Genomic DNA, 16827 nt, shown 5'->3' on the forward strand with positions numbered 1-16827 from the left:
TCTAGCTTCAGAAGATTTCCGCTTTAATATGAAATGATTATCAACTTGTAAAACATATCCGCACCGTGGTTCCGTTCCCCGGCGCAGATTCAATTTCCAGCTTTGCACCGTGAAGTTCCGCAACTTGAGAGACAATGCTAAGCCCCAAACCTACGCCGCCCAATTTGCGGGAACGAGACTTGTCCACCCGGTAAAAAGGCTCTGTGATTTTCTGAATTTCATCTGCTTTCATTCCATGACCTTCGTCTCGCACCCAAAGCACCCGGCAGCCAGCCTGCCTGCAGGCGCAAACCGTAATTCTGCCTTGAGGCAAAGATGCTTTTGCAGCATTTTCTACAAGATTTGCAAGCATGGAAAGAAGCAAGACTTCATCACCTTCAAGTTCAGAAATATTTGCCTGCATCGTCAAGGTTAGCCCTCTCTCTGCCAGAATTGGACTCATTGCAGCCTTTAAGGCTTCAAACAACTCCGCCACATTGACTTTCCCAAGCTGAATTTGCTCCCCGCGCAAATAAGCCAGTGCCAGCAGCTTTTCCGACAAATTCTTTAGCCTAAGCGCCGCATCATACAGATGCTCTGCGGCAAGTTCCCGCTCTTCCTCCGTGGTGTTGACCTTTTGCAGATACTCCGCATAACCTAAAATCGATGTGACTGGGGTTTTCATCTCATGAGTCAGATCATCGATAAACCGCTGTCTGTCAGACGCTGCCTGTGCAAGCTGCGCCATATTTTCTTCAATCGATTCCGCCATCTGATTAAAATTCTGCGCAAGCTGCCCAAACTCATCACTTCTGCGCAGGTCAACTCTCTTGTTATAGGCGCCCCCTGCAATTTCAGCTGTCATTAAATGTAGCTGATCGATAGGCTTTGTCATGTGTCTCAGCAGGAAGTAAATGGCAGCTGCCATTGCGGCTATAACCGCCAGATTCAGAATCAGGAACATGCGGCTGACCTCTTTACGAAATCCGTCCAGCTGGCTAATATCTCGTCCGTAGACCAGCGTTAAATGAGGATAATCTGGAATTTTGGATGCGACAAAGACATATCTCCTGCCTTCCCACATTCCGTCCATGGTGTTTTTATGTTCCGTATCCGAAAGGTGCAGAAGCTTTAGCGCAGGCACTTCCAATTCCCCATAAATCGCTGTATCTTCTTCATACAATGCCAAGACAACCCCTTGAGGTTTATAGTACTCCCCAAGAGGCTGCAAAAGGGCAGTCAGCCGGTCCTCGTTCCAAGCGGCATCTCCATAAACAGTTTCCGCATTAGAAATTCTGCCGGTAACCGAGGATAAAATGACGTTCTGCTCACGAATGCTGTTATTCGTCTCTCTCTCCCTGTTAAAATCATAGACGCGGCTGGTCAAAATATATACGCCGGCATCAAAAGCAATCACGAAAATGAGCAGCGTGCCTAAAAAGATTTTTTGCCAAAATTTCATTATCGCACCTCCAGACGGTACCCATGCTTATATACCGTCTTAATGTAATCTTCCAGTTTCAGCTTCTTCCGCAGTTTTGTGATGTGCACGTCCACAGTGCGGGTGTCGCCAAAATAGTCATAGCCCCACGCCAGATTCAAAAGTTTTTCGCGGGACAATGCGATATTGCGGTTTTGAATCAGCACCTCCAGCAGTTCAAATTCTCTGTTGGTCAGTTCTACTGTCCCGCCGTCCACCGCAGCCGTTCGCTGATCCAGATAAACCACAGTTCGTCCAATTTCAAATACCCGCTGCGCACTGCCTGTCCGTCGCAAAACTGCTTCCACCCGTGCATGCAACTCCACCGCCTCAAAAGGTTTTGTCAGATAATCGTCAGCACCAAGATTCAGCCCTTTCACCTTATCTGCGGTGGAGTCTTTCGCCGTGAGAAAAATTACAGGTTTTTCTCCAAATACCTTTTGTTCCATCAGCGAAAAACCATCTCTTTCAGGCAGCATCACATCCAGTAAAATCAGCGCTGGCTGCCATTGCTCCATCACGGCAGCCGCTTCTTTGCCGTCAAATGCCTGCTGGCACACATGTCCTGCCAGCCTCAAATTCAATACAATCAAGTCGCTGATTGCCTTTTCGTCTTCAACTATGAGAATATTCGCCATCTTGCCTCCCTGCTTTCTTTCTCGTTATGGATCTATTATAACAAAAACATGTTAGAAAGTTGTAAAGAAAGATAAATCAGTCCGACTTGTTCCAGTCCAAGACCTGTGTTATGATACTAGAAAACCCCCAGAAAGGAACGAATACTATGATTATATATTTCACCGGCACCGGAAACAGTCGCCATCTGGCGCAGCAGCTAGCAAAAATTCTGGACGACGACTGCATCTCCGCCGTTTCCTATATTAAAGAAAACAAAGTCGGCGACTTCCATTCGGAAAAAGCCTACATCTTCGTCTGTCCAGTCTATGCGTGGCAAATGCCTCACATCTTTGAGGAATTTTTAAATAAAAGTACTTTTTCCGGAAGCACTGACTGCTATTTTGTCATGAACTGCGGAGATGAAATCGGAAATGCCGAGAAAGGCATCAAAGCTTTTTGCGCTCGCAAAGGATTTCAATATCGAGGGGTATTGGGTATAAAAATGCCAGAAAATTACATTGCTATCTTCCGTGCACCCGATGAAGAAACAGAGAAAAGAATTATCACTGCCGCTGATAAGAAAATTGCCCGTGCGGCAGAGACAATTCGCCACAGAGAAGCCTTTCCGCCATGCAATATTACTGCCATCGACAAGCTAAAAAGCGGCATAGTCAACAAGACTTTTTATAAGATGGTTATTTCTGACAAAAAATTCCATACCACTGAAAGATGTACCGGCTGCGGCGCTTGCGCCAAAAGCTGTATGCTCAATAACATCATTATCAAAGACGGAAAGCCTTCCTGGGGCGGTAGCTGCACCCACTGCATGGCATGTATCTGCGGCTGCCCTGAAGAAGCCATCGAATACGGCAAGCACACCGTTGGCCTTCGCAGATATTTCTTAGAAGACTAAACTTTTACAAAGAAACTCCAAAAAACAGAAAACTCGAAGAAAAGATACTCTCATTTCCTTCGAGTTTTTTATTTTGACAAAAATGCCTACACTCTCATGGCTTCGCTTCGCTCTCCGATTACCATAAAACTGCTCATGGAAGTTGCACAGAGCTTTCCGCTCTGTCTGTCATATGCTTTTCCGATGGTTCTGACCATGCGCCGCCCCACATTGTTATAATCGATATGGAACACGTACTGCGTACCGTTAAAAGGTTTCAAAAAACTGACAGAAAGATCTATCGTTGTCACATTCTTCTGGGTCAGCGCCACAGCGCCCATGCCTGTAGCCGTATCGAAGAGACTACAAATGACACCGCCGTGAACATCACCTGATGGGTTCTTACTCCACTCCCCTACATCAAATCCCAGTTCAATCCACTTTTCCTCAATATTACAATCCAGATAGTAAAGTCCCAGTCTGTTATTAAGCCGCTCCGGCTGCTTCGCCGCGCTTCCCGTCACACTCTTTAATTCTTCAACAAATTCTGTCTGATTCAAAACGACTTCCCTGCCTTTCCCTCTTCATATATCACTAAACCATGCTATCACAACTTTGCGATTTTTTCAATGGCCGCTTTCGACGGTTCTCGCTCAGTCTGTGACAGATTTTCGAATTTGCCTCCGTTTTGTCACCAAAATAAACGAATTCCAACTCCATTTTCCCTCAAATCGTGACAACTGCGACAGTTTTCCGCTAGCCTGTCACTATAGTCACTATATTTCAAGAAATTCGTTGACAAAAATAACGCTTTTGGATAACTCTGTCACAGGTACAGCAAAAGGTATATTTTAACCGCAAATTCCCAATTTTATATATCTTTCTATATATTTTATATTTTCTGAAATACGATTGACAATTTTAAATTAATGTTATATTTTATATATAAGGATTTTATTAAAATAAAGGAGGACTAAAATCATGAAAAACAAAACAAAATTCCACATCATTTTAACTGTTGTTACTATTCTAATTCTTAGCATGACATGTACTTCTTTTGCTGACTCTGTCACGGAGGAATGTACAAAAACTGATTGCAATTTTTCAGAGATTGCTTTCACAGACTCAGAATCCGAAATGAGAACTGCAATCCTTATTTCAGATGATGAGGCTGCACCTGTCATTGTGCCAATGTTCGATGGAAATTTGAAGCTTCCTTCAGATATCAGGCCATCTTCCATTGCGACTTACCAAGGCTACTTTAAAGTTCATAGCTGGAAAGGCTCTAATATTACTTTTGGAGTCGGCATTACATGTTCTCATTCAATATTGACAAGCTATCACGCTGACATTGAAATTTGGGATGCTAATTTGCTTAATCATAAACTGTTAAGCAGCGCAACAATTGACATTCCATCAATCGGCACAACTAAAACGCTCGTAAATGATAAAACCATGTACACTGGTTCTTCCGTAAAAGAAGTACTGATTCGAGTGAAGAATATTAAAGTTACTACAACTGCCGGTCCGATTTCCAGAGAAGCTGTCAACGGCACATTTAAGAGACCATGAAACAAGAATCTTTAGTTATCATAAATCATATTGCGCTTCAATTTTCACTAGCGAAAATGCGCTTTGCAGATACCTTCACTGTACCTTCTATGCTGTGCGACAATGTATATGTGACAAAAATAGATCCAATTGATGGCCATACCTTACGTAAAGCTTATTTGTCTGTAAACCGCTCCAAAACCGAGGCGAATGAACCCTACGCTGTTGGAATACCTAAACAGGAATATTTATCTGCCTTTGATGATTGCGCTACCGGAAAGTTCCTTAACGAAGGTCTTTCTTATCTCTGCTTAGGAACTCCCACAAAAGCAAAAAAAGCCGAAAACTCCTATGAACGTATTCCTTTTACAGTTCCATCGGAAACGCCGGTTTTAGCAGAAGGAAAAGAGTGGAGCTTATTTGTAGAGTTTCTGAAGGAGACAGCTTTACTACAAGGCGTATGTTCTATTCCAGTCTTTGGATATACGTTCACACAGCTGCAAAAAAATCCTCACGTTGCAGCGTTATCAAAAACATTTTCTCAAATGTACTTTGCCGCACAAACATTCGAGACCTCTGCATTTTCATTTTCCTTTTTGGAACTTTACCTTTAACAAATATGATTTTTGCAGTAAAACACCCCGGCAACAAAATCTTGCCGAGGTGTTCTTTATTCCTAATCCATTTTCATTTAGCGCCAAAAACCGCCGCATCTTTCGCTCTCTTCTCAGCAAGGGTTTCTTCCAGCATCATATCCTTGACCTTCATCAGTCTGGTCTGGTTTCCGCGCTCGTTTTCATCAAGCTTCATCTGTATATACTTGATGGTTGCCTGAAGTTTTGGAATCATGACATATTCCAAAGCATTTACGCGGCGGCGGGTCTTTTCCAGCTCCGCTGCCAGAAGCTGTGTCTGCTTTTCCTTTGCAGCCAGTTCCAGAAGCGCCGGAAATAAATCCGCCAGTTCGGCTACTGCGTTATCCAATTCTCCCGAAGTTCGGGCAAAGCCGTAAGGGAAAATATTGGTCGGATCTTCCGCCGTGGTCTTAAAGCCAAAGACAGGAACATCTACACTCATGATGTTCTTGTTTCCCACTTCCAGCAGAACACCCTGCTTGGGAAACATCAGGGATTCTTCCATAACCTCCTGACTCATCATGGCGCTTGCCACAGAGAAATTCCGATACACGCCGGCAAGGGCCGCCTCAACCTCCTTACGAAGTCTTCCGTTTTCCCGTGCCAGTTCCAGAAATTCCTTCATCAGCTCATCACGCTTATCTTTGAGCAGCTTGTGACCGCGAGTAGCTGTTTTTAGCCGCTTTTTCAGAGACGTCAGCATCATACGGGTAGGATTTACATTCATTCTTTCAGCCATGATGCCTCACCTACCCTAAATACTTCTCAATGTACTCGTCTTTAATTCTCTTCAGTTCGCTCTTCGGCAGGAGTTTCAGAAGCTCCCAGCCCAGGTTCAGCGTTTCTTCAATGGTTCTGTCCTTTTCATAGCCCTGCGATACGTACTGTTTTTCAAACTCCTGGCTGAATTTTGCGTACATCAGGTCGATATCGCTGAGAGCGGCTTCACCTAAGATCGTCATCAGTTCCAGCGACTCTTTTCCGCGAGCGTATGCCGCAAAGAGTTGGTTCATGGTGTCCGCATGATCCTCACGGGTTTTGCCTGCACCGATGCCTTTATCCTTCAGACGGGAAAGCGACGGCAGAACGTCAATCGGCGGCTGTACACCTTTTCTGTAAAGGTCGCGGGACAAAATAATCTGTCCTTCGGTAATATATCCGGTCAGGTCGGGAATCGGATGCGTCTTATCTTCTTCCGGCATAGTCAGAATCGGAATCATAGTGATAGAGCCTTCCTGCCCCCGCTTACGACCAGCTCTTTCGTACATAGTCGCAAGGTCGGTGTAAAGATAACCCGGGTAGCCGCGGCGTCCCGGCACTTCCTTACGAGCTGCCGAAACTTCACGAAGAGCTTCCGCATAGTTAGTGATATCAGTCATGATAACCAGAACGTGCATGCCCAGATCAAATGCCAAATATTCCGCTGCGGTCAGCGCCATACGCGGCGTTGCGATACGTTCAACCGCCGGGTCATTGGCAAGATTCATAAACATAACCGTTCTGTCGATAGCGCCTGTGCGGCGGAAGTCCGATGCAAAGAAATCCGCTTCTTCGTAGGTAATACCAATCGCTGCAAATACTACCGCAAAATTACTTTCACCACCGATTACTTTCGCCTGACGGGCAATCTGTGCCGCAAGATCAGCATGAGGAAGACCTGAAGCTGAGAAAATAGGCAGCTTCTGGCCTCTAACCAACGTGTTCAATCCGTCGATAGCAGATACACCGGTCTGAATAAATTCTGCCGGATAGTCTCTGGCTGCCGGATTCATCGGCAGACCGTTGATATCCAATCTTTTTTCGGCAATGATAGCAGGACCGCCATCAGCAGGGCGTCCCATACCGTCAAAAACTCTGCCCAGCATTTCCGGAGAAACAGAAAGCTGATTGCCTCTTCCGAGAAACTTCACCGAACTTTCCGCAAGGTTAATGCCTGCAGCGCTTTCAAAGAGCTGCACCAGAGCGTCCGTACCGTTAATTTCCAAAACTTTGCATAATCGTTTTTCGCCGTTCTGCAGAATAATTTCACCCAGTTCGTCGTAGGTCACATTTTCTACATCTTTGACGAGCATTAAAGGACCTGCAACTTCTGATATGGTCTTATATTCTTTCATCATCGTCATCAGCCTCCCCTCTGGTCAAATCCCCAATAGACTGCTTCATGGTGTTCATAATTTCGTCGTAGGTTTCGTCAACCTTAGCTTCCTCTACATACTTAAATCTACCGATGGACTCACGTTCAGAAAGCCCTGCCAGTGCGTCAAAATCAGCACCTTTGCCCACTGCATCCTTCGCCATCTCGTAGTAACCCAAAATCAGTTTCAGCATTTTAAACTGTTTGTCTAAGGAAGCATAAGTATCCACATCGTGGAACGCATTCTGATGGAGATAGTCTTCGCGAATAGAACGCGCCGCTTCCAATTTCAGGCGGTCTTCAAAGGACAAAGCGTCCACGCCGACCAGCTGTACGATTTCCTGCAGTTCCGCCTCTTCTTGCAAAAGCAGCAGCGCCTGTGCGCGCAGCGCAGGAAACTCTTTGCTGACGTTTTCTTCATACCACTTAGTTAGGCGATCTACATAAAGGGAATAGCTCTGCAGCCAGTTAATAGCTGGGAAGTGACGCTTGTAGGCGAGAGAAGAATCCAGGCACCAGAACACCTTTACAATACGTAGTGTTGCCTGAGAAACCGGCTCAGAAATATCACCGCCCGGAGGAGATACTGCACCGATGGCGGAAAGCGCACCGAGTCTTCCTTCTTTACCCAGAGAAATAACTCTACCAGCCCTTTCATAGAACTGTGCCAGTCTGGATGCCAGATAAGCAGGGTATCCTTCTTCGCCCGGCATTTCTTCAAGACGACCGCTCATTTCACGAAGGGCTTCTGCCCATCTGGATGTAGAGTCAGCCATCAAAGCTACAGAATAGCCCATATCTCTAAAGTACTCTGCAATCGTAATACCAGTATAGATAGATGCTTCACGAGCCGCAACCGGCATATCGGAAGTGTTTGCGATGAGGACAGTTCTCTTCATCAATGACTCTCCCGACCGTGGGTCTTTTAACTCAGGAAACTCCATCAGTACGTCGGTCATTTCGTTTCCGCGCTCACCGCAGCCGATATAGACTACGATGTCTGCATCTGCCCATTTTGCCAGCTGATGCTGCACCACAGTTTTTCCGGAGCCGAATGGACCCGGTACTGCAGCAACGCCACCCTTTGCAATTGGGAACATAGTGTCGATCACACGCTGCCCTGTAACCAGCGGCATTTCAGGCACCAGTTTTTCTTTGTACGGTCTGCCACGGCGAACCGGCCATTTCTGCATCATGGTAAGCTCTGCCAGACTTCCATCTTCCTTGCGTACGGTGCACACCACTTCATCTACAGTAAAACTGCCGCCGGTGATAGATTCCACCGTACCGCAAACGCCGTAAGGCACCATAATTTTCTGCTCTACAATAACGGTCTCCTGCACCGTACCGATGATGTCGCCAGCCTCGACTTTGTCGCCGGCAGCGACTGCAGGGACAAATTCCCATTTCTTTTCTCTATCCAGTGACGGTACTTTAATACCTCTGGTGATATTTGCGCCAGCCACTTCGCGCATGGCGACGAGAGGTCTTTGAATACCGTCGTACATGGTCTCAATGAGTCCCGGCCCCAGTTCTACAGAAAGCTGAGCCCCTGTTGAAACTACCGGCGCGCCAGGTCCGATTCCTGCTGTTTCTTCATATACCTGAATGGACGCCATGTCACCGCGCATTTCTATGATTTCACCGATTAACCCCTGATCTCCTACATGTACAACGTCGAACATATCGGCGTCTTCCATGCCCGAAGCGATGACCAGCGGCCCGGAAACCTTTACGATTTTTCCCTGACTCATCTATTTTTCACCTCCAAATAGTATGTCTGCTCCCACAGCACGCTCCACTGCCTTGCTTACGCTGCGCATACCTTCTCCGGTTGCGCCTTCTTTTCCTGGAATGGAAATAATCGCAGGCAGTCTGCTGTCTTTGTATTTGTCAATTTCCTCCGCCATATCCTTTGCGAGCACTTCTGTGATATAAATAATCGCATAGCCCTCTTTTACAAGTCGGCGCAGGATGCTCTTTGCTTCTTCGCTTTCAGCAGCGGGAAACACATCAAGTCCAACAGCTTTAAAGCCCAGAACCGATTCCCTGCCGCCAATTACACCTATCTTATACATATGGCTCCCTCAATTTCTCTGCAATCTGCTCCGGCGTAGAACCGATTAAAATTCCCGTCAGGATAATTCGCAGATTGTCAATTTCCAGTTCCTTTGCATACCAGTATCCCGCAATTGGCACGATGCCGAAGCTCTCATATTTCGCCTTTTTGTTAAATTCCATCAGCGCATCCTCGCAGAGCTTTTCAAAGAGAGCAAAATCTCCCGTCTCAGAAAGCTTTGCGCCGCCTTTTGCCATCGCCTCTGAAAGTCCATACGGGGTCAGCTTATCTGCAATCTGGCTGTAATTTTCTTCCCATGCGGAAAAGAAAAAACTTTCGCTGATATTTCCGCCTGCAAGATAAACCTTCTGGAAAAGCTCCATGGCTTCTTCATCTGGCGCAGTCTTACAAAGGTCTTTAAATTCAAAATGTCGATCTGCCGTTTTACAATACCGATCAGGAAATCCTCACCTGTTTCTTCTGCTGCCTGCAGCATTTGCTTGTAACAGGCTTTATCCAAAATGATGTCAATTTCCTGCGGATCGCCGCTTCTGCCAAAGAGATCTGTCGCCTCAATAATCGCTTCTTTCATCACAGTAGGCATAAACGTGAAGTTTCTGTCTCGCACCATAGCTACCATGTGCTTCCAGTCGATATCGCCGTTGGACATCAGATGGTCCTCCGTCGGCGTAATTCCCAGAAATTCAGACTTCAGGCAAACCTTTATGTTGTGATAATCATACGGAAACAGGCACATAGACAGTTCTTTTCTCTCCGGCACCGTGTCGTAAATCAGATTGAAAAGTTTGTTCTGTTCTCTTCTGATAAACCACTCGATATCGTCATCGTAAAGTTCTTTCGCTTCCCCGTAGCCGAACTCCTGCAAAACAGCTTCCGCCGCCTTTAAATCCCTGCAGGAAGCCAGTCTCATCATATCCTTGCGGCTCATCAGATTTCGTGTGAAACTACCAATATATGCGTCTGCAAAGGTGTATTCTTCTATTTTTCGCTTTGCCATAGCACGTTCTCCTTACTGAAATAACTGCTGTGCGACCTGACCGATCAGCTGCTCCCTTGCTTCCTCTAAAAATGCGGAAATCGTGCAGTTGAGATATACCTGCCCTTTTTTCAGAAACAGTCCACCGCCGGTCTCTCTGGTTTCCTCTGCCAAAGTAAAATTACCCTGGGGCAGTTGTTCCTTCAGCGCTGCAATCAGCTTATCGCCGATTTGCGCTCTGTCGCCTGCACTCAAAATCACTTCGCCGGAAGCTTCTTCGGTACTAGTAATAACCCTTGCAAGAAAAGCAATATACCGCTCTTCCTCCATATTGTGCAGCGCTTCTTCCGCCTTTTCAAAGCAAGATGCAATGAGCTTTTGTTTCGTTTCCAGAACCAACTTGCGTCCGTCAATATCCGCCACCGCTTTTTTTCTCTGAATCCGTTTTTCTTTTTCTTCCTGACCGCGTTTTTCGCCATCTTCTAAAATGGCTGCTGCCTCTTTCTCTGCATTTGCAAGGATTTCATCACACTGCATTTTCGCATCTTCCGCGATGGCCAGCGCCTGCTCTCTCGCGTCTGCGATAATCTTTGATGTAATTTTTTCTATGCTCATGGTTTCACGTCCCATCTGTTAAATTCCAAGATTAAAGAGCATTAAGATGGAAATCAGCAGGGCGAAAATTGCGTAAGTTTCTACCATGGCCGCATAAATAATACCCTTTGCCATCTGATCGGATCTCTTACCCAGAAGCATGACACCTGCTGCTGCCGCTTTACCCTGCGCAATACCGGACCAGATGCCGACAAGACCGATTGGAATGCCAGAAGCCAGAATATACAGTCCCTGAGAAACTGTAAGGTCAACCATGCCACCGCCTAGAAGTCCAATTCTGATAAAAATCAGAAATGCCATCAATAGACCATAAATACCCTGTGTGCCAGGCAGCGCCTGTAAAATTAAGGTTTTACCAAATTTTTTCGGATCTTCAGCAAGAACACCTGCTGCTGCCTGACCTGCGATACCAACACCCATTGCGCTTCCAATTCCTGCCAGCGCTGCAACTGCTGCACCCATCAGTGCAAAAACATTTCCCGTAATCATTTTCTACCTCCATCTGTGTCTTCAACTACACGAACATATTTTGTATTTTTACGCAGCGGGTCAAATTCATCACCGCCGTCTTCATAGAATTTTCCAAAGAACTCAATATACTGCAGTCTGCTGGAATGGACAAACGCCCCAAGTGCATTGATTGCCAGATTGAAAGTGTGTCCAAAAGCGAATACAATAAGCAGTATGATAGTCCCTGCAAGACCGCTGCCTTTCAGCGAGCCCATAGTGTTTACCACGTTTGCAATAACCCCGGTGGCAAGGCCCAGAGCCAACAGCCTTGAATAGGATAAAATATCCGAGATATAACTGGTGATATTGTACAGAGAGCTTAAGCCGCCTGTAACTTTTCCGATGCCTTTGTTGTTTCTTCCGCCGGTCAAAAGCAGAATCGCTGCGCCTAAAACAGCAATGTACATGCCCGGCTTTACCAGTGCCTGGCTGATACTGCTGCCGGCAAGCCACATAGCTGCGCCGCCGATAACCATATACCAGGAAAAAATATCAAAGACTGCATCTTTCCACTGTCCTCTTTTTATCAGCATGGATGCTTTAATACCCATACCCAGGAACAGATGAATCACCCCGAAGATCAGCGACCAGATCAACAGTTTGGTCGGATCTTCAATCGGATTAAACCAAAGCGCTGGTATGGTGATCTCTTTGCCAAACATGACTCTTGCCGCTACCTGGAAGAAATCTCCAAACCAGCCGCCAAAGAGCGCACCCCAGAACACGGTGGAAAGTCCGCAATAGAAGAACATCTTGATCATGCGGTAAGTCATACCTTCCAGTGCGTATCTGTGCAATACCACAAAGCAGGCAATCGCAATAACAATGCCGTATCCTGCGTCACTGAGCATAATGCCAAAAAACATGGCATAGAAAAAAGCAAAATACTTGGTCGGATCTACGCCCCGATAATCCGGTAGGGAATACATCTCTGTAATGGCTTCAAAAGGATCCACCAGCCCACTGTTTTCTGTCAGTACAGGCACATTTTCGTCTTCCTTCGGATCGCGGAACGCATAGCAGCATCCGTGTTTTTCCAGCGTCTTAGCTGCCGCTTCCTGACAGGACTCCGGTACCCATCCTTCCAGTGTAAAAGTACGTTTGGTATTGAGGAGCTTCTCCTTTACCTTTTCTTTATCACGTTCCACAATAAGTCGATCGTAAACGGCCTCGACAGATTCTTTCAGCGGACAAAGTTTTGTGATTTCCTCTTCTATGCGGGAGCATTCTCCTTCATCTGCCACAATCTCTTCAGCAATTCGCCTGAGATTTTCCTCTGCAGTTCCCGAAAAATCCTCGAAGGGAACCGGTGTATAACCGTGCTGTTTCAAGATATTCAGCACTTCTTCATCATTTTCATTCATGGTGACAACAGCCAGATAAATCAAATCCTTATCACGATTGATTTCCTTTAAGAATACTGCCTCTCTGCCGTCATAAACTCTCTGCCGCAGACTTTCCACATCAGCCGCAGCAGGAAGCATCCCCAGATTAATTCTCGTATTTGTCGTCGCCCGCTGTTCAAGAGGCAGGTCATATACCAGCCATGGGCGCAAGGCTGCAAGGTCTGCCTGCTTTTTGTTTATCAGCTCTCTTAGCTTATGCCGTCTGTCATTGAGCGCCAAAATATGCGCCACGTCTTCATAAGTCTTCTCTCTATTTTCCCAGAGGTCTGCAAAATCTTTCTTCTTCATCGCCCGCCGGGTGAAAAAGAGAGGCTCTTTCTGTGTGTTGAACTTCTGCAGCGTCTCCAGTGCCAGAGATGTCTCATTGATTTTCAGCTCCAGCGCAGCCAGAATACTTTCGTCTACCTCCTGCGGCAGTTCTTTAGAAGAATAGTCTTCTAAAGCTTCATCCATTACCTCTCGCTGGGTAATCTGCATAACGCCTAAATCCATCAAATCCGCGATGAGACTTTCCTTTTCTGTATCAAGACCGATGACAGCAGCCTTTTTCATTTTAACAATGGACACCGCTCTCAATCCTTTCTATTATCAATTCAATTGCCCTATTTTCGCGGGAAGCGACCTGCTCTGTCATTTCCTGACACTGCTGCCTGCAGCGATTCAGCGCCTCCTCATACTGGCTGCCTGCAATGCTTTCTCCCTCTGCGATAAGAGCTTCTTTTCGCAAACTGCTGCTTTTTTTTGCGTCTTCGATGATTTGCTCCGCTTTGCACCTTGCATTTTCCAAAGCCTTTTTTCCATCCTGTTTTGCCTGCTTTATCAGGCTATCCGCTAAAGATTCGCTTTCTCTGATTTTTTCCAGTTCTTCGACAAACATTCTCCCACCTCCATAGCATCTTCCTATCATCAGGAAGATTTTACCTAATTTGATTATACCACCAATTCCATCTGCTAAACAATCACAGCAATTACAAACTTTCTATATCTTTTTTGTATTATACACAAAAACAAGTTCAAATATCCCGTTTCTGCGCCAGCTGCCAGTTTTCATTTTTCAAAACACAAAAATGCGAATCTTTGCCCATATTACCTCTGACATCTTGTCAAAGTCAAGATAAAAAAGCTCCTGTTTCTGGCAATTCCATGTTCTTTTTCCAATACACCTTCCTGCTTAAAACAAAAATCTCCAAATTCCAACACTTTCGCACTGTTATGCGATAAAGCGCTTTAATTGGTTAAAATATGCTATTTTTGGATGTTTTTTGGATGATTTTTTCCTCTTTGCTCGGCTTAATTGATTTACTTATCTGCAGTTTACCAGAATTTCACAGAAAAAAAATAGACACCTGCCACACCGGTGTCTAAAAAACAGGCAGCAGTGCAGCAGGTGTCTAACCGGATATCTTAATGAGCTTCCTCTTCATCAAGCGGCTCAAATCCATAAGTCTTCTTAATTGCATGCCCCATCGCAAACATCAAAAGTCCGCCTATGACGCCGACAAACCAGACAACCTTATACCCGGCGTTACCCATCGTATCAAGATAATGACCGCAAATGGTGTAAAGATACAGATCGGACGAATATCCGATTGCAGAGGCGATACCGAATACGCTTCCTACATAGAGATTCGGCACCTTTGCAGTGGTTACCAGGGTGTAGAGGAAATTTGACATCATCGCATTGCAGGCAAGGAGCAGAATGGCTGCAAGCATAACCCAGATGACGTACGGTCTTCCCTGCGGAATTAACATCAGCACCACAGAAAATATAATACAACCGATAGACAGCTTGTTAATCATGGAACTTGCCGTATGCCCTTTGTCGCGGAGAGTACCTCCGATTGGCGAGAAAATCATTAGAATGCCAGTTCTAATCGCTGCTGAAAATGCCTGGGCAAAAGGAATACTGATTTCAAAAGCATCTGTCAAATAAGGATTCAAGTAGGTAATATTAGAGCGAATCAGAAAATATCCCAGTGTAAAGAAGGATAAATACCAGGTGATTGGAAGCTTTACGGCATGTCCCATGAGGCGTAGGTCCTCTTTGATTCCCTTGCCTTCCTTTTCGTAGCTCATGTTCGGAATCGCAAAGTGTACCACAACGCCAACGATAATAGCCAGCGCGCCGTAGATGATGTACGCTGCCTTAAATCCGTTTGGATTGTCTGCCAACGCCCATGTGATAATGGCAAGAACGATATACTGCAGACCCAGCGACAGCGCAGCATAAGCGATATCCGACATAGCGAAAAGTCTTCCCTGCTCGTCTTCATCTCCAAGCATTTTGATAATTTTCAGGTATGCACTCCAGTTCAGCGTAATTGCTGTGATCCCAAAGAGGAAGAATAAGATTGCCAGCATGGTGAAGGAACTACTGACGGCTACGCCAAAGGCAACCAGACCTGTCAGTGCGCAAGATGCGATTACCAGCTTTTTCGGGTTGAAAATATCAGCAACCCAACCACCGATAAAATAACTCGGAACAGCTGACGCGCCGTATATGGTCAAAAGCCAGCCCATCTGTGTGTCGGTCACGCCGTATGTATTCAAAAACTGATTGTAAAAATCGTACGCCAGATAAGGGATGAGCAGTACGATACAGGAAAAGGTCACGATTACGACCAGTCCTAATTTCTTTCTCATATTCATCGTCATTTCTCCTTTTTTATACTAGAATTTCTCCATCCTTCAAAACGTGTACCGGCGGTTTTGTCATGACGTAAATATCTTCGTCAGGATTACCGTCAACCAGCACAAGATCCGCAAGTTTTCCGACCGCCACTGTACCCAGTTCGTCGCCGTAACCCATAATCTCCGCGCTGTTCTTTGTCGCCTGAATCAGAATGTCCAGATCTTCAAAATTGTAATATTCTTTTCTTGCGATAAATTCATAGCCCGGGTGTTTGCGAAGCGCCTCAAGGTCTATGTCTGAACCAAAACCCAGTTTCAGACCTCCGCGATACGCTCTGTTGATGTTATCGATTTCAATCTGTGCCGCCGCTTTGCTCTTTTCATAAAGTTCCTGTGTGATGTCCGGGTTGCTAGTATCCAAACAGTAAAGTCCTACTGCACCTGTAGGCACCAGGTAGCAGTCCTTGCTTTCTTTCAGCATCTGCAGCCCTTCATCGTCGAGGAAAGTACCGTGTTCAATTGTTCTGACTCCTGCTCTGATGGCATCTTTGATAGAGCCTGCCCCGTGGCAGTGGGCGCACACATAAGTATTCTTGCGCCTTGCCGCAGCCACTGCCGCCTCAATCTCATCAAGCTCCGCAACCTGAATACCCGGCTCTGCGCCTTCGTTCATAAAAGCACCGCTAACCATCAGCTTAATAAAGTCGTTGCCCTTCTGCAGTTCTGTGCGCACCGCTTTTCTCATTTCCCAAGGTCCGTCCGCTTCCAAATACAAATCACTGAAGCAGTCATTTCCTGTTTCTGTAGGTGTGATAATCAGACCGCAAGGCACCAGTCTCGGTCCTTTGATAATCCCTTCTTCGATGGCATTTCTTACGGTTGCCACGGCATTATATGAACTGCCGCAATCTCTAATCATAGTAAAGCCCTGCTTCAAATACTCATTAGCAAAATCCACTACGCCAAAAATAATCTTACCCTCCGGCATACACTGCAGTTCATAATAATTAAAGATAAAACCATATAAATGCGCGTGCATTTCAATCAGTCCGGGAATTAGGGTCTTCCCCGTGCCGTCAATTACCGTCAGCGGCTCATCTGCCTCATAGGGCGTGCCTGCTGCCTGAATCTGTGCAATCTTATTTCCCTTTACATATACATCTGCCGTACTGCCGTTATAGCCTTCTGTCAAAGCATTTACCAATCTGCAATTACGAATGACAATCATGGGTCTACCTCCTTGTTTCGTTTTTATCAGTTTATACTCCCTGTCAAAAATAAAAAGTTCCAAATGGTACCCTTTTAAATAGTCCAAATTTC

At 45.8% G+C, this 16827-nt stretch carries 16 protein-coding genes and 1 pseudogene; 3 read left to right on the forward strand and 14 right to left on the reverse strand.

Features of this window, described 5'->3' with window-relative positions; genetic code table 11:
• Window positions 1–40: 40 nt before the first annotated feature.
• A complete protein-coding gene (locus V1225_RS14090; RefSeq protein ID WP_161908005.1) occupies window positions 41–1441 on the reverse strand; it encodes a HAMP domain-containing sensor histidine kinase in 1401 nt (466 codons plus the stop codon).
• Window positions 1441–2097 carry a response regulator transcription factor gene (locus tag V1225_RS14095; protein ID WP_161908006.1) on the reverse strand — a complete coding sequence of 219 codons (657 nt, stop codon included), beginning with the start codon at window positions 2095–2097 and terminating at the stop codon, window positions 1441–1443. The genes V1225_RS14090 and V1225_RS14095 overlap by 1 nt, the downstream gene beginning before the upstream one ends.
• Before the next feature lie 146 nt (window positions 2098–2243).
• On the opposite strand from V1225_RS14095, the gene V1225_RS14100 reads away from it, so the two are divergent.
• A complete protein-coding gene (locus V1225_RS14100; RefSeq protein WP_161908007.1) occupies window positions 2244–2990 on the forward strand; it encodes an EFR1 family ferrodoxin in 747 nt (248 codons plus the stop codon).
• Window positions 2991–3076: 86 nt separating this feature from the next.
• Here V1225_RS14100 and V1225_RS14105 read toward each other — a convergent pair whose 3' ends face one another.
• The gene (locus tag V1225_RS14105) at window positions 3077–3529 is read right to left on the reverse strand and encodes a PaaI family thioesterase (protein WP_161908008.1); all 453 of its coding nucleotides are present in this window, start codon (window positions 3527–3529) and stop codon (window positions 3077–3079) included.
• 421 nt (window positions 3530–3950) lie between these two features.
• Between V1225_RS14105 and V1225_RS14110 the strand changes: the two genes are divergently transcribed.
• Both V1225_RS14110 and V1225_RS14115 read left to right on the forward strand, forming a co-directional pair.
• Window positions 3951–4541, forward strand: a complete 591-nt coding sequence (locus V1225_RS14110; RefSeq protein WP_338546967.1) for a hypothetical protein — start codon at window positions 3951–3953, stop codon at window positions 4539–4541.
• Entirely contained in the window at window positions 4538–5134 is a 597-nt protein-coding gene (locus V1225_RS14115) for a hypothetical protein (protein WP_161908010.1), read from the forward strand. Before V1225_RS14110 ends, V1225_RS14115 begins: the two co-directional genes overlap by 4 nt.
• Before the next feature lie 73 nt (window positions 5135–5207).
• Here the strand turns inward: V1225_RS14115 and V1225_RS14120 are convergent, their stop codons facing one another.
• The 11 genes and pseudogenes from V1225_RS14120 to V1225_RS14175 all read right to left on the reverse strand — a co-directional run bounded on the left by V1225_RS14120 (window position 5208) and on the right by V1225_RS14175 (window position 16735).
• Window positions 5208–5894 carry a V-type ATP synthase subunit D gene (locus tag V1225_RS14120; protein ID WP_338546968.1) on the reverse strand — a complete coding sequence of 229 codons (687 nt, stop codon included), beginning with the start codon at window positions 5892–5894 and terminating at the stop codon, window positions 5208–5210.
• A gap of 10 nt (window positions 5895–5904) precedes the next feature.
• The gene (locus V1225_RS14125) at window positions 5905–7272 is read right to left on the reverse strand and encodes a V-type ATP synthase subunit B (protein WP_338546970.1); all 1368 of its coding nucleotides are present in this window, start codon (window positions 7270–7272) and stop codon (window positions 5905–5907) included.
• A complete protein-coding gene (locus V1225_RS14130) occupies window positions 7256–9043 on the reverse strand; it encodes a V-type ATP synthase subunit A (RefSeq protein ID WP_338546973.1) in 1788 nt (595 codons plus the stop codon). Before V1225_RS14130 ends, V1225_RS14125 begins: the two co-directional genes overlap by 17 nt.
• Window positions 9044–9367 (reverse strand): V-type ATP synthase subunit F, encoded by a 324-nt coding sequence (locus tag V1225_RS14135; RefSeq protein ID WP_161908014.1) that lies wholly within the window; start codon window positions 9365–9367, stop codon window positions 9044–9046.
• Window positions 9360–10366: pseudogene (locus tag V1225_RS14145) on the reverse strand (V-type ATPase subunit). The gene V1225_RS14135 and the pseudogene V1225_RS14145 overlap by 8 nt, the downstream one beginning before the upstream one ends.
• Before the next feature lie 12 nt (window positions 10367–10378).
• Window positions 10379–10960, reverse strand: coding sequence for a V-type ATP synthase subunit E family protein (locus V1225_RS14150; protein WP_338546978.1), 582 nt, complete (start codon window positions 10958–10960; stop codon window positions 10379–10381).
• Window positions 10961–10978: 18 nt separating this feature from the next.
• A complete protein-coding gene (locus V1225_RS14155; protein WP_161908017.1) occupies window positions 10979–11449 on the reverse strand; it encodes a V-type ATP synthase subunit K in 471 nt (156 codons plus the stop codon).
• Complete coding sequence (locus V1225_RS14160; RefSeq protein WP_338546979.1) at window positions 11446–13443, reverse strand: V-type ATP synthase subunit I; 1998 nt, start codon at window positions 13441–13443, stop codon at window positions 11446–11448. Before V1225_RS14160 ends, V1225_RS14155 begins: the two co-directional genes overlap by 4 nt.
• Window positions 13430–13753, reverse strand: coding sequence for a hypothetical protein (locus tag V1225_RS14165; RefSeq protein WP_338546981.1), 324 nt, complete (start codon window positions 13751–13753; stop codon window positions 13430–13432). The genes V1225_RS14160 and V1225_RS14165 overlap by 14 nt, the downstream gene beginning before the upstream one ends.
• 527 nt (window positions 13754–14280) lie before the next feature.
• Complete coding sequence (locus V1225_RS14170; protein WP_251616769.1) at window positions 14281–15519, reverse strand: MFS transporter; 1239 nt, start codon at window positions 15517–15519, stop codon at window positions 14281–14283.
• A 22-nt stretch (window positions 15520–15541) separates the two neighbouring features.
• Entirely contained in the window at window positions 15542–16735 is a 1194-nt protein-coding gene (locus V1225_RS14175; protein ID WP_338546982.1) for an amidohydrolase family protein, read from the reverse strand.
• Window positions 16736–16827 lie beyond the last annotated feature (92 nt).

Source organism: Emergencia sp. JLR.KK010 (assembly GCF_037018265.1).
Classification (GTDB): domain Bacteria; phylum Bacillota; class Clostridia; order Peptostreptococcales; family Anaerovoracaceae; genus Senimuribacter; species Senimuribacter intestinalis.